Source organism: Halorussus caseinilyticus, from assembly GCF_029338395.1.
Lineage (GTDB): Archaea > Halobacteriota > Halobacteria > Halobacteriales > Haladaptataceae > Halorussus > Halorussus caseinilyticus.
The window spans coordinates 475,404-496,097 of the sequence record NZ_CP119809.1 but is presented as its reverse complement, the minus strand read 5'-3'; the positions used below and the strand labels follow the sequence as shown (position 1 = coordinate 496,097).

At 64.6% G+C, this 20,694-nt stretch carries 22 protein-coding genes; 10 read left to right on the top strand and 12 right to left on the bottom strand.

Annotation, left to right across the window (positions count from 1 at the left end; translation table 11 throughout):
* The first annotated feature begins 34 nt into the window (after positions 1–34).
* Positions 35–448, top strand: a complete 414-nt coding sequence (locus P2T60_RS02480) for a Rieske (2Fe-2S) protein (protein ID WP_276280979.1) — start codon at positions 35–37, stop codon at positions 446–448.
* Positions 449–662: 214 nt separating this feature from the next.
* Here the strand turns inward: P2T60_RS02480 and P2T60_RS02475 are convergent, their stop codons facing one another.
* On the bottom strand, positions 663–956 hold the full coding sequence (locus P2T60_RS02475; RefSeq protein ID WP_276280978.1) for a transcriptional regulator: 294 nt from the start codon (positions 954–956) through the stop codon (positions 663–665).
* Positions 957–1,045: 89 nt separating this feature from the next.
* On the opposite strand from P2T60_RS02475, the gene P2T60_RS02470 reads away from it, so the two are divergent.
* The 4 genes from P2T60_RS02470 to P2T60_RS02455 all read left to right on the top strand — a co-directional run bounded on the left by P2T60_RS02470 (position 1,046) and on the right by P2T60_RS02455 (position 4,974).
* The gene (locus P2T60_RS02470; RefSeq protein ID WP_276280977.1) at positions 1,046–2,674 is read left to right on the top strand and encodes a bacterio-opsin activator domain-containing protein; all 1,629 of its coding nucleotides are present in this window, start codon (positions 1,046–1,048) and stop codon (positions 2,672–2,674) included.
* A gap of 59 nt (positions 2,675–2,733) precedes the next feature.
* On the top strand, positions 2,734–3,138 hold the full coding sequence (locus tag P2T60_RS02465; protein ID WP_276280976.1) for a DUF7344 domain-containing protein: 405 nt from the start codon (positions 2,734–2,736) through the stop codon (positions 3,136–3,138).
* A 79-nt stretch (positions 3,139–3,217) separates the two neighbouring features.
* Positions 3,218–4,186 carry a nucleotidyltransferase family protein gene (locus tag P2T60_RS02460; protein WP_276280975.1) on the top strand — a complete coding sequence of 323 codons (969 nt, stop codon included), beginning with the start codon at positions 3,218–3,220 and terminating at the stop codon, positions 4,184–4,186.
* 71 nt (positions 4,187–4,257) lie between these two features.
* Positions 4,258–4,974: a hypothetical protein gene (locus P2T60_RS02455; RefSeq protein WP_276280974.1), complete on the top strand. Its 717-nt coding sequence runs from the start codon at positions 4,258–4,260 to the stop codon at positions 4,972–4,974.
* 367 nt (positions 4,975–5,341) lie between these two features.
* Here the strand turns inward: P2T60_RS02455 and P2T60_RS02450 are convergent, their stop codons facing one another.
* The 6 genes from P2T60_RS02450 to P2T60_RS02425 form a co-directional block, all read right to left on the bottom strand.
* Positions 5,342–6,370 (bottom strand): hypothetical protein, encoded by a 1,029-nt coding sequence (locus P2T60_RS02450; protein ID WP_276280973.1) that lies wholly within the window; start codon positions 6,368–6,370, stop codon positions 5,342–5,344.
* Positions 6,371–6,734: 364 nt separating this feature from the next.
* Entirely contained in the window at positions 6,735–7,481 is a 747-nt protein-coding gene (locus P2T60_RS02445) for a diphthine--ammonia ligase (RefSeq protein WP_276280972.1), read from the bottom strand.
* A 163-nt stretch (positions 7,482–7,644) separates the two neighbouring features.
* Entirely contained in the window at positions 7,645–8,172 is a 528-nt protein-coding gene (locus tag P2T60_RS02440; protein ID WP_276280971.1) for a hypothetical protein, read from the bottom strand.
* A 10-nt stretch (positions 8,173–8,182) separates the two neighbouring features.
* Positions 8,183–8,425 carry a hypothetical protein gene (locus P2T60_RS02435; RefSeq protein WP_276280970.1) on the bottom strand — a complete coding sequence of 81 codons (243 nt, stop codon included), beginning with the start codon at positions 8,423–8,425 and terminating at the stop codon, positions 8,183–8,185.
* A 90-nt stretch (positions 8,426–8,515) separates the two neighbouring features.
* A complete protein-coding gene (locus P2T60_RS02430; protein ID WP_276280969.1) occupies positions 8,516–9,673 on the bottom strand; it encodes a DUF373 family protein in 1,158 nt (385 codons plus the stop codon).
* Between the two features lie 142 nt (positions 9,674–9,815).
* On the bottom strand, positions 9,816–10,538 hold the full coding sequence (locus P2T60_RS02425; protein WP_276280968.1) for a PHP domain-containing protein: 723 nt from the start codon (positions 10,536–10,538) through the stop codon (positions 9,816–9,818).
* A 59-nt stretch (positions 10,539–10,597) separates the two neighbouring features.
* Between P2T60_RS02425 and P2T60_RS02420 the strand changes: the two genes are divergently transcribed.
* Positions 10,598–10,933 carry a hypothetical protein gene (locus P2T60_RS02420; protein WP_276280967.1) on the top strand — a complete coding sequence of 112 codons (336 nt, stop codon included), beginning with the start codon at positions 10,598–10,600 and terminating at the stop codon, positions 10,931–10,933.
* A gap of 144 nt (positions 10,934–11,077) precedes the next feature.
* Entirely contained in the window at positions 11,078–11,437 is a 360-nt protein-coding gene (locus P2T60_RS02415) for a DUF7344 domain-containing protein (protein ID WP_276280966.1), read from the top strand.
* A gap of 19 nt (positions 11,438–11,456) precedes the next feature.
* Here the strand turns inward: P2T60_RS02415 and P2T60_RS02410 are convergent, their stop codons facing one another.
* The 4 genes from P2T60_RS02410 to P2T60_RS02395 all read right to left on the bottom strand — a co-directional run bounded on the left by P2T60_RS02410 (position 11,457) and on the right by P2T60_RS02395 (position 13,616).
* On the bottom strand, positions 11,457–12,323 hold the full coding sequence (locus P2T60_RS02410; RefSeq protein ID WP_276280965.1) for an endonuclease III domain-containing protein: 867 nt from the start codon (positions 12,321–12,323) through the stop codon (positions 11,457–11,459).
* 70 nt (positions 12,324–12,393) lie between these two features.
* Positions 12,394–12,831: a hypothetical protein gene (locus tag P2T60_RS02405; RefSeq protein WP_276280964.1), complete on the bottom strand. Its 438-nt coding sequence runs from the start codon at positions 12,829–12,831 to the stop codon at positions 12,394–12,396.
* Positions 12,828–13,250, bottom strand: coding sequence for a DUF371 domain-containing protein (locus P2T60_RS02400; protein ID WP_382210414.1), 423 nt, complete (start codon positions 13,248–13,250; stop codon positions 12,828–12,830). Before P2T60_RS02400 ends, P2T60_RS02405 begins: the two co-directional genes overlap by 4 nt.
* A gap of 213 nt (positions 13,251–13,463) precedes the next feature.
* Positions 13,464–13,616, bottom strand: coding sequence for a hypothetical protein (locus P2T60_RS02395; RefSeq protein WP_276280962.1), 153 nt, complete (start codon positions 13,614–13,616; stop codon positions 13,464–13,466).
* 112 nt (positions 13,617–13,728) lie between these two features.
* Here P2T60_RS02395 and P2T60_RS02390 point away from each other — a divergent pair, with 112 nt between their 5' ends.
* From P2T60_RS02390 to P2T60_RS02380, 3 genes are all read left to right on the top strand, one after another.
* Positions 13,729–15,603, top strand: a complete 1,875-nt coding sequence (locus tag P2T60_RS02390; protein WP_276280961.1) for a glycoside hydrolase family 2 protein — start codon at positions 13,729–13,731, stop codon at positions 15,601–15,603.
* Between the two features lie 279 nt (positions 15,604–15,882).
* A complete protein-coding gene (locus P2T60_RS02385; RefSeq protein ID WP_276280960.1) occupies positions 15,883–16,746 on the top strand; it encodes a coiled-coil protein in 864 nt (287 codons plus the stop codon).
* Positions 16,747–16,937: 191 nt separating this feature from the next.
* Positions 16,938–17,951 (top strand): hypothetical protein, encoded by a 1,014-nt coding sequence (locus P2T60_RS02380; protein WP_276280959.1) that lies wholly within the window; start codon positions 16,938–16,940, stop codon positions 17,949–17,951.
* Between the two features lie 286 nt (positions 17,952–18,237).
* Here P2T60_RS02380 and ppsA read toward each other — a convergent pair whose 3' ends face one another.
* A complete protein-coding gene (gene ppsA / locus P2T60_RS02375) occupies positions 18,238–20,577 on the bottom strand; it encodes a pyruvate, water dikinase (protein ID WP_276280958.1) in 2,340 nt (779 codons plus the stop codon).
* Positions 20,578–20,694 lie beyond the last annotated feature (117 nt).

Here is a 20,694-nt window from a genome sequence, read left to right as displayed (position 1 = left end):
CACTGAAAAGCGCGGGTCGGATAGAACCGGGTAGATGGACGAGGACAGTCGCATCGCCGACGTGAGCGAGGTTCCCGACGACTCGACGCTCCTGTTCACGGTCCGAGACGGCTTCGACGAGCGCGAGGCCATCCTGACCGAAACCGACGAGGGCGACGTGACGGCGTTCGAGAACTACTGCCAGCACTGGACCGACGTGAGACTGGATAAGGGAAGCGGCGCGACCAAGCGCGACGGCGAACTGGTCTGTGGCAAGCACGGCGCGCTCTTCGAGGACGACTCGGGGTGTTGCACCTACGGACCCTGCGAGGGTGCGGTCCTCCAAGAAGTCGATGTGGCCGTCGAGGACGGCGCGGTGTACCTCACCGACGACGACTACGACTTCGTGGAAGTCGGGTCCTCGAAGGAGTACGACCTCTCCTCGAACCGGAGTCTGGGCTTCGACTGAACTACGACCTTTTCCAGCGGTCGGTCGCGTCTGAGTCGCAGACTCAGACGCGTCCCTCCCTTGCAAAAGCTCGACCAAAAACACGGCGTCACCCCCTCAGCCCCGCGTCGGAGACGCGGGGCTTCGAGGATTCCTTGGTCCGCTCGCTCGGTCGCTCCGCTCCCTCGCTCGCGGTCGAACTGCCGGTACTCGCGGCACCGCAGACCGCAAACCGCTACTGGATTCTGAACTCCGGTTCCTCGACGGACTCGCTCTTGCACTCGGGACACCGCGACGGACGGTTCGCGGGGTCGTCGAACTCGCTGAATCCGCACTCGACGCACTCCGGGGGCGCGACCAGCAGTTGCTCGTCGTCGCCAGCGGCAATCGACTGGGCGACGTGGCGAACGTGGTCGATGGCGGCGTTCGCCGTCACGTCGAACTCCACCGCCAGCGTACTGGGCGAAGCGGCCGTCTCGCGGAGGTGGGCGGCGATTCGCTCGCGGGTGGTCTCGTCGGCCTCGCGCATATCTCACCGTCGCCACCGGGTGACCATAACCCTTTCCCGCGACCGTAGTTTTATGTATCCGGAGTGACTTTTTAACTTCGAATCGCCCGATGGAGAACTCTGACACCGACGACCGACCCTCACAGTACACGCGGCAATTGGAGGCCATCGTCCAGAGTAGCACCGACGCGCTTCTCGTCAAGGACACCGACGGCCGATACCAGTTCGCCAACGAAGCGGCCGCAGACTACCTCGACAGCGAGGTCAGCGACGTGTTAGGCCGGACCGACGCGGAACTCTTCGGCGAGGAGAAAGCCGGTGACCTCCGCGAGCAGGAACGACAGGTTCTGGACGCCGAGACCACCCGGACGTTCGAGGAGTCGCTCCCGATAGACGGCGACGAACACGTCTTCGAGACGACGTGTTCGCCGTACTACGACGGCGACGGCGACCTCGCGGGAACGGTGTCCATCTGTCGTGACGTGACCCACCGGAAGGTCCGCGAGCGAACGCTCGAAAACCAACGCGACGAGTTAGCCACGCTAGACCGCATCAACGAGGTGGCCCAAGAGGTCGTCCGGACGCTCATCAGCGAACCCTCCCGCGAGGAGATAGCCCAAGCGGTCTGCGACCGCCTCGTGGGGACCGAACTGTATCAGGTCGCGTGGGTCGGCGAACCAGACCCCCACGGGTCGGAGATGACCGACGTGGTCGGGACGGGACTCGACGACCAGACGCGCGAGTTGATACGGAGCATCGACGCCAGCGAGGACAGCGAGGAACCGGTCCCGAAGGCCTACTACACCGGCGAGTTGCAGGTCGTCCAGAGCGTGCCCGACGACGAGTCGCTCCCCGAACAGCGCCGGAAGGACATCCTCGAACGCGGCGACCGGGCGGGAATCGCGGTACCGATTCGCTACGGCGACACGACTTACGGCGTCCTCGCGGTCGGGTCCGACCGACTGGCGGCGTTCAGCGACCGAGAGGTGGACGCCTTCGACGTACTCGGCGAGGTCATCGGGTTCGCCATCAACGCGGTCAAACACCGGCGACTCGCGTTGTCGGACACCGTAGTCGAGTTGACCCTCCGCCTCTCGGACTCGGAGTCGTTCTACGTCGCCGCCTCCGAGCAGTTGGACGCGACCTTTCGACTCGAAGGTATGGCCGCGGGACCCGAAGGCAGTCTCCTGTTCTACGATGCGGTGAGCGGTGCCGACCCGCGAGCGGTCTTCGACTTCGCCGCCGAGTGGGACGCGGTCGAAGGCGTCCGCCTCGTCAGCGACCACGGCGACGAGGCGCTGTTCGAGTTCACTCTGACGGGGGCGTCGCTCGTCCTGACGCTCTCGGAGTACGGCGCGAAACCGAGAGAAGCGACGAGCGAGGGCGGTCAAGCCACCGTCGTCGTGGAACTCCCCTCAGACGCGGACGTGCGGAGCGTCGTAGAGCGCGTCCGAACCAAGTTCCCCGACGTGGAACTGGTCGCCAAGCGCGAAAGCCAGCGCGAACTCCAGACCGCCCGCGAGTTCCGCCGCGACTTGGACCAGCGACTCACCGACGCCCAGCGAACCGCGCTCCGGGCGTCGTACTTCGCCGGATACTACGAGTGGCCCCGCGACAGTACCGCCGAGGACATCGCGGCCTCGCTGGGCGTCTCCTCGCCGACGTTTCACCAGCACATCCGCAAGGCACAGCAGGAACTGCTCGGAGCGTTCTTCGACCGGGACGACGAGAGACCCTAGCTGTTTAGGTCCACTGTTCTTTGTGGTCCGGTAGAAACTATCTCCCGGCGCGACGCATCATGAGCAACGAACACGCACCGACGGGAGGAGAGGGAGCAACGCCGGACGGTGGCCCGTCCGTTTCCGACGAACGAACGACGACGGGCACCGACCTCGACCAACTCTTCGAGGTCCTCGCCGACGGGTATCGGCGTCGCGTCCTCGCGTATCTGGACGACACCGACGACGGGATTGCGGCGTTCTCCGAACTCGTAGAACACGTCGCCGACGACTCCGACGGGGAATCGACCGACGACCACGAGCGAATCGCGGTGAATCTACACCACAACCACCTGCCGAAACTCGAAGACGCGAACGTCGTGGAGTACGACCCGCGAAGCGAAGTGGTTCGGTACCGAGGCGACCCGTTCGTCGCGGACTGGGTGGAACTCGCCCAGTCTCACGAATCGGACAGTCAAACGTGAGTAATACCGACGCATCGCCGAGTCGTGTCCGACCTCGGAAATGAAAAAGGACTTACCGCGTCGGGTAGACTCTCGTCGTATGAAAGCCGTCGTTCTCGCGGGTGGGTACGCGACGCGACTCTGGCCGATTACGAAGCACCGACCGAAGATGTTTCTGCCGGTCGGAGATTCGACCGTCATCGACCAGATATTCGCCGAGTTGGAAGCCGACGACCGAATCGACGAGGTGTACGTCTCTACGAACGAGCGGTTCGCCGAGGACTTCCGGGACCACCTCGCCGACAGCGAGTTCGACAAGCCGCGACTCACCGTCGAAGACACCACCGAGGAAGACGAGAAGTTCGGCGTCGTGGGTGCGCTGGCCCAGTTGTTCGACCGGGAGAACATCACCGAGGACACCCTCGTCATCGCGGGCGACAACCTCATCAGTTTCGGCGTCAGCGACTTCGTGGACTTCTTCCAAGCCAAGGAGTCGCCGACGCTGGCCGCCTACGACGTGGGGTCCCGAGAGCGCGCCAAGTCCTACGGACTGGTCGAACTCGACGGCGACGAGGTGGTGGATTTCCAAGAGAAACCCGACGACCCCAAGAGTACGCTGGTCTCCATCGCCTGCTACGCCTTCACCGCCGAGACCCTTCCGCTGTTGGACGAGTACCTCGAAAACGGCAACAACCCCGACGAACCCGGTTGGTTCGTCCAGTGGCTTCAACAGCGAGACTCGGTGTACGGCTACACCTTCGACGAGGCGTGGTTCGACATCGGCACGCCCGAAAGCTACCTCGAAGCGGTCGGGTGGAAACTCGACGGCGAGAACCAAATCGCCGATTCGGCCACGGTCGAGAACACCACGGTCGGCGAGAACGTACACGTCATGCCGGGCGCGGAAGTCGTCAACTCCAGCGTCAACAACTCCATCGTCTTCCCGTCGGCGACGATTCGTGACTGCGACATCCGCGACTCCATAATCGACGAGAAGACCCGCGTCGAGAACATGGACCTCGCCGGGGCGCTCATCGGTGCGCACACCCAGATTCTGAACGGGGAGTAGAGGTTCCCAAACGCCTTTCATCAGGACTCGAATCAGAATCATTTTACCACGTAGCTTCTGTTTTACCTCTGATGGGAACGTTAGCAATCGACATCGAGACGGCGAGTCCCGACGAAGAGCCAGCATACGACGAGTTCGACAACACCGACTACTTCGAACTCGTCGCAGTTGCTCTCGGCTATCGAGTTGACGACAGCTCGTCAGTCGAATCAGCGGTACTCTTTCGAGACGGAGGGTGGGAAGAAGAGCATACTGCGGATTTGCTTGAACGAGTGGCCGAGTGGCTCGGACGACGGGAGATTAGCGAGGTTCTCACATATAATGGAGCAGGGTTCGATTTCATTCACCTCCGCAACTGGGCAGAAGAAACAGACGACTTAGGTCTTACAGACGGAGTTTCCGAGTGCTTTCGGTCGCTGGACTCTCAGCAAATCGATTTAGCAGTTCCATCAGCCGATTACCATACCGACTTGAGCTTTGAAGCAGTCTGTGAAGCACGCAATATCTCGGTAACAGAAACCGAATACGAGGATTATGAGATAGATTCCGAGTTTTTCCATGACCTAGGAATAGACGAAGACGAACTAAAGGGTAAACACGTCGGAACATATCTCGGCGAGGAGTACGTGACAGGTGTAACGAGAGGGTTAGAAGAGGTACCACTGTATCAGGAGCTAAAGAATATGTTGCTCGATTACGCCGAAGAAGACGCTATTCGACTCTTTGACCTGTACGACTCGTTTAACGAGTCTGATTGTAAGCGTGTCTCAAGCCAAAGCCAACAGTAGTCCACTCATTCCCTGACGCCCAGATACACGTCTTGGCCCTCGAAGTCGCCGCCGCGCAGGATTGCGAGAATATAAATAACAATACGGTGTGTCGACAAAACCCCGCGAACAGAAGAATTCGACGCACGATACATTCGCTCTGTGAGGTTCCCCACTTACTGTGCAATGTCAATGAAACCCTATACTCATCCTATAGGTCGTCGCCTGGCCCGCTCGCTCACAGCAAAAAAGTAGCGAGGCTAGGTTAGCTACACCGTGCCATCGCCCCACGCTCGGTAGAACTCGACCTTTTCCTGCGAGCGGCGCGCAGGCGCGCCGCTCTTGCAAAACGTCGATGAAAAACCGCGGTCGAGTCGGTGCCCCTCGGTCAGTACACCGTGCCGTCGCCCCACGCTCGGTAGAACTTGTAGTAGGCCTGCCGCGCGCCGACGACGTACGACCGGCACATCGTCTCAGACCAACTCGGGCAGTAGTTGCGCTCGCTCAGGCCGGGCGTCCACTCCAGTCCGCCGCCGCAGGCGCATCCGGAGGTGCTGTCGCCTTCCTTGGGCATGCTCCGCGGCGAGTAGAAGTGGGTCGCGCCGCAGGAGGGGTCGGGTTCGGCGCATCGGAGGATTCGACCCGCGAGGTCGTGAATCTCGCTGGTCGGGTCCTGATTGTGGGCGTAAGCGTCCCACTCGTCGGTGACGGCGGTGGTGCCGTTGCGCTCCATCCGGTTGAGGACCGTGTAGCCGACCGCCCGGCGCTCGGTGGTGTTGCCGATAGAGGCCTCGGACATGATGATTTTCGCCAGCGCCCACTGGTTGTCGGTGTTGTCCCACGCGCCGTTACAGTCGTAGAGCATCCCCTCGTCGAGCGACTGGGCGGTGACCCACCCGTCGTAGTCGTCGTGGAAGTTCACGTTCCACCACTCGTAGCCGTCGTTCCACTCGGGTCCGCCGACGAGCGTACCCCAGTCGCCGGGTTCGGTGGTGCCGACCTGACTCGCGCTGGTGGTGGCGCTGTCTCGGATGGCGGCGTAGCCGGTGGCGTGAACCGCGTCGTAGCGGCAGAACTCGGTGGTCCACTCCTTGCCCGAGGTCAGCCATCCGTCGCCCTTGGCGCACCACCCGGTCGCGGTGCCGTCATAGCGGTCGTCGTCGAACTCGACGTACCACCACTCGTAGCCGTCGGCGTAAGCCGGGCCGTCCTTTACCGTCCCGCGCATCGCCGGGGGTTCGGTGTCTACGACGGTGTAGCCGGTGCCCGCGCCGTCGCGGACGTTGAGCGCAACCGTGGTGTGGACGACCTCACCGAGTTGGAAGGTCGCCGCCGATGCCGTACTCGCGCCGAGGACGGACGCGCCGCCCGCGGCGAGACCCGCTTTTTTCAGGAAACTGCGTCGTGAATCACTCATCTGCAGTTTTTCCTCACGACCCCGACACAGATAAATTTCATGAACAGAATCTAGAAACAATGGTTCGCGGGTATTCTAACCTACCTTCCGGCGCGCGCTGGCGCGCGCGGTCCTGCGCGCGTCAACCCGCGGTGAGGGACGACTGAGCGACCGTAAGGGGCGAAGGAGTCGGTTGGGGAAGTGTGAGGTTCGCGGTTGCGGTTCGGGGCGGTTGCGCAGTTGCGGTGCGGGGCAGTTGCGGTTCGGGGCGGTGCGGTTGCGGTCTGATAGGAGTCGGCAGTAGCTAGCTTCCAACCGACCTCCCTCGTCGTTTCTGAGACCGACAATAATCACGACCGGAAGCCAACCGGTCGAAACAGCCACGTCACTCCGCCAGCCACGCGTCTTCGATTTTCAGCGTCCCGCGAGTCCCGTCCCACCGGGTCGAATACTCCAGTTCGATGGCGCGGTCCATGTGCGGGCCGTCGGTCACGAGCGTCTCGAACTCGCCACCCTCGCCCAAGATGTGGACGCCGTGGCTCTCGTTGAGGTCCTCCAGCTCGGCGATGGCCTGCTCGTCCAAGGTCCGGCCGAGCCACGACTCGTCGAGTCCGTAGGCCGCGACTCTGATAATCGTGATTTCGAAGCCCGCCTCCAGCATCGCGTCGGCGAGTTCGCGGGGGTTTTCCTGCCAGAGCGGAGCGAACACCTCGGCGTCGAGGCGGTCGGCCATCCCCTCGATGCGGGAGGTCTGGTACTCGCTCTCGACTGCGCCCGCGGTCACGCCCGCGAGTCCGCCCGAGAGGTCGCCGTCGAGGTCCGTCAGGGCCGCTTCGAGGGGCCGGAGTTCCGCGTCGCCCTGCGCTCCCGACTCGTCGGCGTCGTCGGCCTCGAAGTCGTCGGGTTCGACCTCCACCAGCGGAATGCCGACGCTCTCGGCCGCGAGCGAGGCGAGGCGAGTCGCCGGGACGTGGTACATGTACGAGTCGCCTTCTGGGTGGACGGTGACGAGGCGCGACACGTCGAGACCCGATTCGAGGGCGCGGTAGAGCGCCCACGAGGAGTCCTTCCCGCCCGAGAAGAGACTGACCCACTGGCCCTCCCGAGCGACTGACGATGGCTGTTCGGTCATGGCGGTGAGTCGGGCGCGGGCGGATTTAGGTACGGCGAATCGGTCCGGCGTGAGTATCGAAATGCTGGCCACGTCAAAGCTACCTAAATGTTGCTAAAGAAAACATAAAGTTGTGTGATGGGCGCCGAAGTGGATTTTCGCTCCATTTCAGGAGCGCCGTTATCTACTCGGTTTCGAGTTCCGTCTTTTCGTCGTCCATTTTGTCAGACTCCTGTCTGTCATCCGATTGTTCCGACGTTCCGCTGGACGCCATCGAAGCGTCTGTCGTCTCTTCGGACGAAGTGGCAGACTCAGTTGACTTGACGTAGTAGTACTTCACTCCGTCTCGCTCGGTTGCTCCGATGAGGTCTTTCTCCTCAAGTCGTTGCAATCGGTACTTCATATCGGGGAGGGTATGTGGAAGGATATTGCTGAGTGCCCGTGCCGTTATCGGCCGATTTTCGACGGCGAGAGCGTGAAGGACTCCTGCTTCGCCTTGGATGACGGTTTTCTTCGCCTCGTCGCTCTGCTGCTTTCCGACGTACGCTCTTACGAGTCCAAGCACTGCGCCGACCGCCATAATCGGGAAGAACCACGGATTGACCAGCGGACCGAAGAGTACAGCAATCCAGACTGCAACGGCGGCAACGACGCACGATAACTGACCGTAGAAGAGGACGGTGAGTAACGGATTTTCGCTGTTCTCCGCCATCCTGAAAATACTACGATTTGTTCTTGATGTACTCGACCGGCTTACTCCCTCCGATGCGTTCGAGTAGCGGAATCACTTTCCGCTTCTCCAGTACGGGAACTGCCAGCATATAGAGGGAAAATAGTAGAACAACGCCGAATGCAACCGTCGATTCTATCGAAGTTGCCGAATAACCGGAGGTGTAGACATACGCACTAACCGCTACCACCGCGAGTCCTGCAACGAAATGCTTCCAGTTGTTCGGGTAGGTCACGGTAGTAGTATTCCTGAGTCAAAATTGGAGAGGCATGGTTTTATCCTTTGTGCATACTTATATTCTATTGACAATAACGGCGGCAGTCGCTTAGTCCACCAGTTCCTCGTCCTCGAACTCCTCGCCGAGCGAAGTCGCGGTGAAGTACGACGAGAGTTGGACGCCGAGCAGACTCACGACCACGCCCGCGACGACGAACAGGGCCATCCGCGTGCCCGGATGGAGGACGATGCGGGCGACCGAGAGGCTACCCACCTCGGCGTGGGGAACCACCATCGCTTCGACGTAGCCCTCGCGCTGGAGGAAGTACGCCGAGAAGCCCCGAATCACGAGACCGACCGCAAGCACGCCGAACGGGAGGTTGAGGTAGGAGTTGCGCACCCGGTCGTTGCGGATAATCTCGTCGAGGAGTCGGCCGGTCGAGGCCGCGAGCGCGGCGGCGGCCAACCACGGGACGCTGGCGAACGCGAACGCCATCGCGGGCATCAACACGCCGGTCGTCGGGGCCGTGGGGTTCGAGAGGCGGAGCGCGCCCGCGAACACGCCGATGAGCGACAGGCCCGCCGCGACGACGTAGGTGACGATGGAGACCCGCCCGGAGTAGAGGGCGTCTTTGACCTCGCCGGGGAGGTCGGCGACGTACTCGTCCACGCCCAGACCCTTGTAGAGGACGAACAGGCCGATGACCGCGGTGATGGAGGCGATGGCGGTGGCCGGACCCGCCGCCATCAGGAGGATGGGGAACGCAAGCAGTGCGACCCCCACCGGGACGAGGACGGTCTGGCGCAACTCCTCGTCGGCGAGGAACTGCTTGAGCAGGTAGTAGGTCGATTCGATGTCGCGGGCCTGCCGGACGACCACCCTATCGACCGCATCGACCTGCACCCGACTCTCGATGATGGGGACGAGTCGCTCGTCTTGGGCGCTGTCGATGACGACCACCGCGGAGTCGGGGTCGTGGTCGGCGATGAGGTCGTCCATCTGTTCGGCGACCGCGCGGTCGCGGCCCACCATCGTCTCGGCGGCACCGGAGATGACCGCCACCGACACGTCCTCGTCGCCGTCCCGCAGGTCGCGGGCCACGCGCAGGGATTCGAGGAGACAGTTGACGCTGGAGTCCTCCGGGTCCGCGAGTCCGACCTCGGTGACGAGCGAACGGACCGCTTCCCACCCGGCGACCGGGGTGTCGAGACCGGTCTTGGTCCCGATGTCGTCGTTCCGGTCCACACAGACTACCAGCGTACTCATGTCGCGTATCTGAATCCAGACGGTCCCGCGTTAAAAACCCTCGTGCTTGCGGGAATATGACCGGGTTTCGAACGACGAGTGAGCGAACGAGCGAGGAGACCTGACGACGAACGAAGCGGGCGAGGAGGGACGGACTCCCACCTCAAAACCACGCCAGACTCGACACGGTGGCCGCGACGCCGTGGCCCACCTTTCGCCCGGCACCCAGCGCGTAGTGGCGGGCACTCCGCCGGAGAGGTTGGCGTCGGCCGTGAACCTCGGCGTCGCCGTTCGCCAGCGCCGCCACGATGCGCTCACGGTCGAGGTCGGCTTTCGAGGACGCGCCGCTGACGGTGAGTTCGGTGTACGCCCGGCCGAGGTACTTCGCGGAGTGGGCGTCGCTCGCGGCGACGCCGGGGTAGTCGTTGCGCGCCGCGAACTGGCGGGCGCGCCGGTTTCGGTACCCCGTGAAAATCCACGCGTTGTACACCTCGATGGCGTCGCAGTCCTCGATTCGGCCCTTGCGAATCCCGTGGCGCGTCCGCTGGAACGGGTGGGGAACGACCGCGACCCCGCCGAGGTCCCGAATCGTCGCCACCGTCTCCGCGAGTGGTCGGTGTGGTTCGGGTCGCTCGGAGACGCCGATAGCCAGCAAGTGGCCCGCGGCGGTCGAAACTTCGACGCCGGGGATGCCGACGAGTCCGTACTCGGGTGCGAGTTCGGCCGCCCGGAGCGACTCGGCGATGGTGTCGTGGTCGGTCACTACGATGCCGTCGAGACCGATGTCGCGGGCCTGCGCCAACAGGAGTTCGACGGGTTCGTGGCCGTCGTAGGACCCCTCCGAGTGGACGTGCGGGTCGATAGTTATCGTGACCTCCGGGGCCATTTGCTCCCCCTAACGCCCGAAACACCAAAAGTCCCGCCCTCGAAAATTCGACAGTCCAGATGCCCGAAGTAACCCTCGAATCCGAGGAGTGGTACGTACTGACGAACTGGCTTCGGGAGCGCGAGAACCGCCTCCAGTACGCACTTCGGGAGAAGTCCGCGGAGTGGGAGTTCGTCCGGGACCTACGCCGGGAAATCGGGGACCGAGACGACCGGCGGGACACCGCGGGGACGACCCACACCGTCGCGCTCTCGGACCGGCAGGTGACGTATCTCTCGTCGTTTCTCCGCGGGCGAGCGCGGAAACTCCGCTTTCTGCCGTGGCGCGACCGGGAGCGCCGGGACGTGCGCCACCTGCGGGACCACCTGCTCGAAGAGACCGGACGCGCGGAGTGAGCGGCGTGGGCGACGAGCCGACTCCTGTTTCAAAGGAGAGAATAAATTTATATTATCTTGGTGAGGGCGTTCGACTGTACTCTGCCGAAGTCGGACCGTGAGACGAGTCGTGGTGTGCCGCGTAAGCCGAGTATGGAGTCCACCATGAGAACCGACACGACGGAATCCACCACACAGGGTACAGCCGTAACCGACCTTTCGCCGACCGACATCTTCGGTCTGCTCGCCGACGACCGCCGATGGTACGCGCTTCGGTCGCTCTCTCGGAGAGTCGGGTCCGCGAGCGTAGACGAACTCGCCGACGAACTCGCTCTTCGGGAGGGCGCGCGTCTCTCGGAACGGCGCGACCGAATCCGAACGAGTCTGCACCACCACCACCTCCCGCGACTCTGTGACGCTGGCGTCGTCCGCTACGACGCCGAGCGAGGAACTGTCGAGTTGCTGGACGCGCGGGACCGACTCGCGCCGTACCTCGAACTGGCGGACGCCGACGAGTTGCGATAGGCCGGTCACTCTTCGACTTTTATTCGGTCTCGGCGGGCGCTTCTGCGGGGTCCACGACGGCACCGGTCCCGGTATCGACGCCCACCCTGTCGCAGATGTCGGACACGGGACACTCGTCGAGTCCGTCGAGACACGCTGGCTTGCGCGCCGAACAGAACTCCCGGCCGAACTGGATGCTCGCGGTGTGGCCGAACCCGCACTTCTCGGCGGGCACTTCGCGCTCCAAGACGGCCCGGACTTCCTCGTGGTCGGCGTCGGGCGGCGCGACACCCAACCGGCGGTAGATGCGGTGGACGTGGGTATCGACCGGGAACACCCCGACCTGCCCGCCAGCGAACAACAGCACGCAGTCGGCGGTCTTGGGACCGACGCCGCCGAAGTCCAGAAGCGCGGGCCGGACTTCTGCGAGGTCTCGCTCGCGGACGAAGGCGTCGAATTCGGCGACGCTTCCGTACTCGTCCAACACTCGCGCCGCGACCGAGGTCAGCACATCGGCCTTCCGGTTGTAGAGGCCCGCGGGCCGGATGGTCTCGGCGAGTTCGTCGTGGTTCGCGTCGGCCAGCGCCGTGGCCAAGTCCCCGCCCTCTCCGTCGGCCGACTCGTTGTCCGACCCGTATCGCTCCATCAGGGCGTCGTGGGCGGGTTGGCTCGCCACGTCGCTGGTGTTCTGGCTCAGAACCGTCCGGACCAAACACTCGAAGGCGTCCCGTCCGCCGTAGGTCTTCTGCCAGTAGCGGTCCCCGAGGCGGTCCACGACCGCCTCGGCGCGCGTGGCCGGGTCCCCGGCGGCGAACTCCGCGAGCGAACTTCCGTCCGAGTCGCCGCCGCTGATGTTCTCGGCGGGTTCGGGGTCGGCGGTCCGGGCCGATTCGGGGTCGTCGCTCATGGCCGAGGCTGAGGCCCGAACCGAGTAAAATGCTCGGCTCCTCGGCCGTTCCGAGAGGACCGACGGGACCTCAGCCACCGATAGCGTAGAGGCGGAGCGCCCCGCCCATCGAGAGGTGGACGCCGCCGAGCGCAGTGAGGTAGAACCCCGAGGCGGGGACGAGCGTGCCGAGAAAGCCGTTCGAGAGCAGGTAGAACACGGTGAGCGCCGCGACGAACCCGCCCGCGACGGTGGTCACGGCCGCGGCCCGCGGCCCGCCGAGACCGGGAATCGAGACGGGCATGAGTTCGACGGGCAGAACGCCGAGGAGCGCGATAGCGGCCGCCGCGAGCGCAAGCCAGTCGAGACCCGCGAGTCCCGCGTCCATTCCCGCGAGGTGAATCGCCGGGACCGGGCCGTCGTACCCCGGCCGGACCATCAGCCACGGAAGCCACGCGCCGACCGCGACACCCACCGCCCCGGCGAACGCGACGACTCTTGCGACGACCGCCCACGTCTGGCGACTCATTCGTCGCGCTCGACCGTCAGCGTCACCGTCAACTCCGTCCCGTCGGCCAGCGCGCCGACTAACTCCCGGTCGAAGCCCTCGGCGGCGAACTCCGCGCCGACCAGAATCGTGCGGTCGTCCACGTAGTCGCTGGTCCGACCCACGGCGCTTCGGTCGCTCTCGAAGGTCAGGTCCGGGTCGCCCCGGCCGGTGACGGTCTCGCGGTGGCCGTCGGTCTCGAACGTCGCGGTGATGGTCGCGTCGGCGTGCTGGCAGGCCGCGACGAACTCGGGGTCGAAGTCCGCCGGGGCGCGGTCGGCCTCGACAGCGAGGATGCAGTCGCCAGCGGGCGTCAGATAGTCGTCTGTCGTCACCTCGAAGGTACTCGCGTGGGCGGCCGAGACGTTCTCGTGGCCCTGCGCGCGAACGACTTCTTGCATCGTCATGGTCTCTCGACCGGCGATTCGGGTGGTGGGCACTTCAGGGTCGTCTTTCGGGACGACGTTCGAGAGTCGCCGTCGGGGGTTGGCGACACCGGGGGCTTCCGGTGGCCCGTGTCGCCGGGCGCGACTGCGCCAGCGCAGTCGCGCCCGCGAGCGGGGCCGAAACGAGGAAGCGAGGTCGAAGTCGAGGGCGCGGCGGGGTCGCGGCGGTTACTGCACCACCGTCACCGTGACTGCGCCGCAGGCGCACTCGTAGGCGCGGCGCTCGCCCGCCTCCGTCGTCATACGGAGCATCAACTGGTTCTCGCCGAGCGTGCGCTGGCAGTTGCGCCCGTCGCAGACACACTGCAGGTCTTCGAGCATACCGGATGTTGGTCTCGCCATCCTACTTAAATTGAGCCATCCCCGGAGTGAAAGTGAAAGTAGTCCGTCGCGGGACGTAAAACCTATCTGGTGTGGGTTTAGTTCCCCCAGTATGTCTCTGACCGACTGGACGGGGGCGGCAGTCGAACCGCCCGCGGGCGACGGCCCGCCGTCGCCCGACGAGTGGCACCCGGTGGAAGTTCCGGGCCGGCCCGAGCGGTTCGCCGACGCCGACGCCGTGGCCTACCGAACCGAGTTCGCCGACCCGCGCGAGGGCGACGAGCGCGCGACCCTCGAACTCCGCGGGTTGTTCGCCCACGCCCGAATCTGGCTGAACGGCGAGTTGCTCGGCGAACACGACGCCTACTTCGTTCCCGCGAGATACGAGTTGGACCCGCAAGCCGACAACGTACTGGTCGTGGAGTGTCGCTCACCCGAGACGTTCGGCGGCGTCTACGCCACCGACCGGGTGCCCGACGAGCGTGCGGTCCCCGGTATCTGGTGGGCCGCGGACCTCGAAACGCACCCCGAGACGTTCATCGACGCGCTCACGCTGACGCCGCGCCGGACCGACGACGGCGCGGTCATCGACGCCGAATTGGAAGTCGAGGCGGGCGAGTCGCTTTCCGACCGCATCTCGCTGTCGGTGCGCCCGCAGGGGTTCCGCGGCGGCGGCGTGATGGAACGCGCCCGCATCGAGGCCGACGCCGGGGAGCGCGTCTCCGTCACCAAAACGCTCGAACTCCGGGACCCGGCTTACTGGTGGCCCGCGGGCCACGGTCCCCAACACCGGTACGCGGTCCGGGCGCGACTCGGCGACTCCGAGGCGGTCGTGAAGACGGGTCTCTCGGAGATTCGGCGCGCCGACGAGGGCGACGGACTCCTCGTCAACGGCCAGCGAGTCCGGGCGCGGGGGTTCTCGCTTCTGCCCACCGGCGACCCGACGTGGGACGTAGAGCGGGCGGCCAACGCCAACGCCAACTTCGTCCGGGCCTCGGGCCACGTCCCGCCCGCGGAGTTCTACGAGACGGCCGCCGAGGCGGGACTGCTGGTGTGGCAGGACCTCCCGATTTCGGGGGGCGACGAGTACGACGCCGACCGCGCGACCGAGTTGGTCGGGACGCTCTCTTCGTCGGTCGAGCGCCACCCCTGCGTGGCCGCGTTCGGCGTCCGGTCGGACCCGACGAATCACCTCGCGGGCGTCGGTCCCTCCCGGTTCGCCCGCTACAAGGTTCGCTGGCGGGCGTGGCGCGCGGGCTACGACGCCGCCGCGGACCGCGAACTCGCCGAAGCCTTCCCCGACGACGCGGTGGTGTTCCCCGTCTCGGGCGCGCCGGGAATCGACCCCGACGCCACTCACGTCTATCCCGGATGGGACTTCGGGGAGGCCAGCGACACCGAGTGGGTCCTCGACAAGTACGACTGCGGCGGCGCGGTCGGCGCGTTCGGCGCGGGGTCGCTCACCGCGGCGGACGGCCACGACGCCGCCGGATTCGACGCCGACGCCCACGACGCCTACGTCTCGGTCGGCGACGACGAAGACGACGTGGAAGCTTCTCAAGCCTACCAGACCCGCGTCCTCAAGCACGTCACCGAGACGCTCCGCCGCCGCGGAACCGGCGTGTTGGCCGCCGACGCGCTACGGGACGCCGACGCCGGGGCGGGCATGGGCGTGCTGTCGGCCGACGGGTCCGAGAAGTCCGGGTACGAGGCGATGGCCGCCTCGCTGGAACCCGTGCAGGTCGTCCTCGACGGCTATCCGTCGGCCGGAGGGACCCGGGCGTTGACTGTCCTCAACGACACCCCCGAATCGGTGTCGGGAACCGTGTCGTGGACCGCGGGCGACGAGACCGGCGAGACGGACGTAGAAGTCGAAGCCTACGGCCGCGAACCCGCCGGAGACCTGACCGTCCCGGACGACGCCGAAGCGGTCGAAACGTCCTTCGGGCGCGCCGACGGCGCGGTCCGGAATATCTATCGGCTCTGAGTCCGGACCGGTATTTATAACCCCCCGAAGAGTGTGAGAAGCCCTTACACGGCCGTTAGCGGGCGTGTGAACCGTTTCCACGCCTCGAATCAGCGCAACATTTATATATCCACGGCGAATATTTGTTGATACCAGAACGCCACGAGCGTTCGGCAAGCATCGCGCGACAAATGACATGGGACTATTGTCACAGGTCGATTGCCAGTTCGAGACAGCCGTCGCTGTCGTCGGCTGGCTCGCCGAACGCCGAGGCGGGCATGGAATCGAGGTTAAATTAGCATGGTAAGTGTAACAGAAGAGGAACTCCAGAACAAGTCGAAAGGCGAACTAATCAAACTTGCAGGACAGCTCCGAGACCGACGAAACGAGCTGAACCAGAAGGCCAGCAAGCGCGCGTCCAACCGCGACGACCTGAACGCGAAAACCCGCGAGAAGGTCGACGAGGCCCAAGAACACCGCGAGAAGCGTGACGAACTGAACGAGCAGGTTCAGGAACACAAAGAGAGTCGGAACGAACTCAACGCGAAGGCCAACGAACTGTTCGACGAAGTCGAGCAGAAGAAGTCCGACCTCGAACTCGACGAGGGCAAGGACATCGAGGAACTCGAATCCGAAATCGAGGACCTCGAGTTCAAACAGCAGACCGAAGTCCTCTCGACCGAGGAAGAGCGCGAACTCATCGAGAAAATCGAGGACAAGCGCGAGAAGCTTCAGGCCCGCAAGGAAAAGCTCGAAGAGAGCGAGGACCTAGAAGACCTCGTCGAGGAAGCCGAGGAAGTTCGCGCCGAGGCGTCGCGCCACCACGAGAAAGTCACCGAACTCGCGGACAAGGCCCAAGAGCATCACAACCAGATGATTGAGGCCTATCGCGAGGCCGACGAGATTCGTGACGAGGCCGACGAGATGCACGAGAGCTTCGTGGAGGCCCAAGAAGCCGCCGACCAGCACCACGAGGACTTCGTGCGCGTTCAGAAGCGCCTGCGCGAACTCGACAAGCAGGAAGAACAAGAGCGCAAGTCCGAGAAGGAAAAGGAGCGCGAAGAGGCCAAAGAAGAGGCCGAGGAAATCTACCAGCAGTTCAAGGACGGCGAGACCCTCGACACCGAGGACCTCATGAAGCTCCAGAAGACGGGTCTGCTGTAAGCGTTCTGTAGTTTTGCGGTCTTTGTTTCTCTAGTCGTCGGTGTCCGAGCGACGGCTACGTCCGTCGTCGCTGGCGAACGACCGAAGACGGCGTGGATGAGTGTCTCCGTTTCGCCGGACGTAACCGCCGTTACCGACCGAAAACCGCCGTATAACTATCTGTCCGCCAGTCGTATAGTTCTCGGAGACCCATGACTTTCGACGCCAGCGTCTACCGGCCGCTAGACCTCGAACGCGCGGTCCGCGACCAGTACGGGCCGGGAGCGAGACTGGTCTCGAACGGCGACCACCTCTACAGTTGGAGCGCCGCCGTGAACGGACAGCGACGGTCGCTCGACTTGGAGCGAGCGGTCGAAACCCAGTACGGGCGTGACTGGTCGCTCGTGACGACCGGCGTCCACCGCTACGATTGGAAGGCGCTCCAGTTCGACCGCCTCAACGCCGTCGTCCTCCCCGTGATGCCGATAGCCTCGGACCGCTTCTTCGACGTGGCCGGGGTCCGCCGGGCGAGAGACCGATACAAGTCCGTTCTCGAAACCGTCCAACACTGGTACCGAGAGCGCGTCTCCGAGACGTTCGCGCTACTCGACCCGCTGGTCGTGCCGACGAAACACCCGTCGGCGGCGTGGAACGACCGCTCGACAGCGACCCAACATCCCGACCAGCGATTCGCGCTGTTCGAGTCCGCCGTCGATGCCTACTCTGCGAGTCTACCGCGGGCGACGAGTCGGATTCGAGTCGTGTTGGCACCGTACACCGGCGACAGTCCGGACGTGTGGCTCGGTGCGGCCGCGAGTTCGCCGTACGTGGTCGTTCCGCCGAGAGCCACGAGTATCTCGTGTCCTGCGTCGGGACCACTCGACGCCCGGTGTGCCGATGCCGCGTACGCGGTGGGCCACGAACTCGGGCACACGTTCGGCCTGCGTCACTCCTGTCAGGCCCATCCGAACCACCCGCGGTGTCGTCAGTCGATAATGGGGACCGGAAAACCGCCCGAGGCAATCCTCCTCGAAAAGGAAATCGCCGCCCTGCTGTCGTCGCCGTTCTTCGCGCATCGCGGACTACAGACGGGTTGGCAACAGTGCGTCGTGGGACCGGACGGACCCGAGATACAGCCGCGAAGCCCCGACGAGTGGCCGATTCCGGAACCCGAACCGATTCCGGAACCCGAACCGCTGTCGCCGACCGGAACTGAGGACACGTAAAACGTGCTTTAGAAACGGAAAATAATTACTTTAGAAATATATTCCTATGGATAGCAATCGAAATACCGTTCGAAGGCGTCTCGGCGACGAGACGCAGGCCCACCGTGGGCAGTCGACGGGCCACAACTGACATTCGAAAATAATTTTACCGCCAACTGAATTGCTCCGACTGCGGCGGAACGGACGGGTCAGCGACGGCGTGACCGGTACCGGGTCGGACCCGACTCCGCCGTGGTCTGGCGGGATAGCCGTTATCGCGTGAGTTATGCCCTCACGCCGTCCCGCCTTATGCGTTCCCTCCGTCGCGTTCTCCGTTCCCTCCGTCGGATGGCTCGGTCTCCAGTTGCGCGACGCGGACGATGGTCTCTAGGGCAACGTCGGGCGTCACCGAGATGGAGTCGAGTCCGGCGTCCAGCAGGAATTCCACGTACCCCTCCACCGTCGAAGGCGCGTCGCCGCAGATTCCCACCGGGCGGCGCGGGTCGTGGGCGTGAGCCGACTCGACCAGCGACCGAATCGACCGCTTGACGGCCGAGTCGTCCTCGCGGAACAGGTCCGCGAGTTTCGCCGAGTTGCGGTCGATGCCGAGGACGAGTTGGGTCAGGTCGTTCGACCCGACCGAAAAGCCGTCGAACACGTCGGCGAAGTCGTCGGCCCGGACGACGTTCGACGGAAGTTCCGCCATCGCGTACACGTCGATGGCGTCGGTGTCGAGACCGAACTCGGCCAACAGGTCCAGCACCTTCCGGCCCTCGTCGGGCGTCCGGCAGAACGGAACCAACAGCACGAGGTTGTCCAGACCAACGTCCTCGCGGACCTGTCGGAGGGCCTCACACTCCAACTCGAAGGCCGCCCGAAAGTCGGGGTCGTAGTAGCGCGAGGCCCCACGCCACCCGAGCATCGGGTTCGCTTCCTCGGGTTCGTAGCGTGTCCCGCCCCGGAGGTTGCGGTACTCGTCGGTCTTGAAGTCGCTGAGACGGACGACCACCGGGTCCGGGTAGAACGCCGCCGCGATTTTGGCGACCCCGGTCCGCAGGCCCTCGACGAATCGGTCGGCTTGACCCCGTTCGATGGCGTACAGCGGGTGGTCGCCGATTGCCGACGTAACGATGAACTCCTCGCGGGCGAGACCCACGCCGTCCACCGGGAGTCGGGCGAGCGAGAACGCGCGTTCGGGGTCGCCCAACACGAGCATCACGTCCGCCTCGGTGTCGGGAATCTCGTCCAGTCGCTCCTCGTGGACCTCGTAGTCGAGTTCCCCCTCGTAGACTCGCCCCTTCGCTTCGGTGCAGTCCACCGTCACCGGGTCGCCGTCGCGGAGTGCCTTGGTCGCGCGCTCGGCCCCCACGATGGCCGGAATCCCGAGTTCCCGCGAGACGATGGCGGCGTGAGAGGTCTTGCCGCCGCGTTCGGTGACGATGGCCGCCGCCTTCCGCATCACGGGTTCCCAGTCGGGGTCGGTCGAGTCAGTGACGAGAACGTCGCCCGCCTCGAACCGGTCCATCTCCGAGAGGTGGGTCAGAATCCGGACCCGGCCGGTGCCGACTTGGTTGCCGACCGCGACCCCCTCCGCGACGGCGACGCTCGGGTCGGCGTCGCCGGTCAACTCGTAGGTCCTGACGGCGCGTTCGGGTGCGCTGGCGTGGACCGTCTCGGGGCGGGCCTGCACCACGTATAGTTCGTCGCGTTCGCCGTCTAACAACCACTCCACGTCCATCGGGCGGTCGAAGTGGTCCTCGATGCGTCCGCAATAGGTTGCGAGTTCCCGGATTCGGTCGTCGTCCAGCGCGTACCGCTTGCGGTCGGGTTCGGGCACGTCCTCGACGGCGTTCTCGTCGCCGCGCCACACCATCCGGACGGCCTTCTCGCCGCGTTCGCGTTCGAGGATTCCGTTCGTCGGTTTGAACACCGTGTACCGGTCGGGCGTGACCTCGCCCTGCACGAGGAGTTCGCCGAGTCCGTAGGCCGCCTCCACGACCACGACGTTCTCGAACCCGGTGTCCGGGTCGATGGTGAACGCGACGCCCGAGCAACCCCGGTCGGCGTCGGGGCGACCCATCGACTGGACCGGGCAGGCGAGTTTCACGTCGAAGTGGTCGAAGTCCCGGTCCTCGCGGTAAGTGATGGCCCGGTCGGTGAACAGCGAGGCGTAACAGCGTTTCACCGCGTCCACGAGTTCGTCTTCGCCCGTCACGTTCAGGAACGTCTCCTGTTGGCCCGCGAACGAGGCGGTCGGCAGGTCCTCGGCCGTGGCGGAACTCCGGACCGCGACCCGCGGGTTCGCCTCGCCCGCCTCGTCGCCGAGTCGCCGGTAGGCCTCGACTATCGACCGGCGGAGGTCGTCGGGCATCTCGGCGGACGCGACCATGTTTCGGACCCGTCTTCCCCGGTCCTGCAAGTCCGACACGTCGTCGGGGTCGAGACCCGCGAGGGCGTCCCGGAGGTCATCGCGTAGGTCCGCGGCGTCGAGGTAGTGGTCGTACCCGTCGGCAGTCGTCGTGAACCCCGGCAGAACCGGCACGTCGAGTCGGGTGAGTTCCCCCAGATTGGCGCTCTTGCCGCCGACCTGCGGCAGGTCGTCGGAACCGAGCGTGTCGAGCGAACGGACGAACTGGTTGTCCCCCATCTGAATCCCGGTTCGGGTTCGACGCGCGGGACAATAAAAGTCGAGCGCGAGGGTCGCCGACCCGCGCAAAGTTCAAATACTAAATTATAGAATTTTAACTAGTTTATTGAGATTACG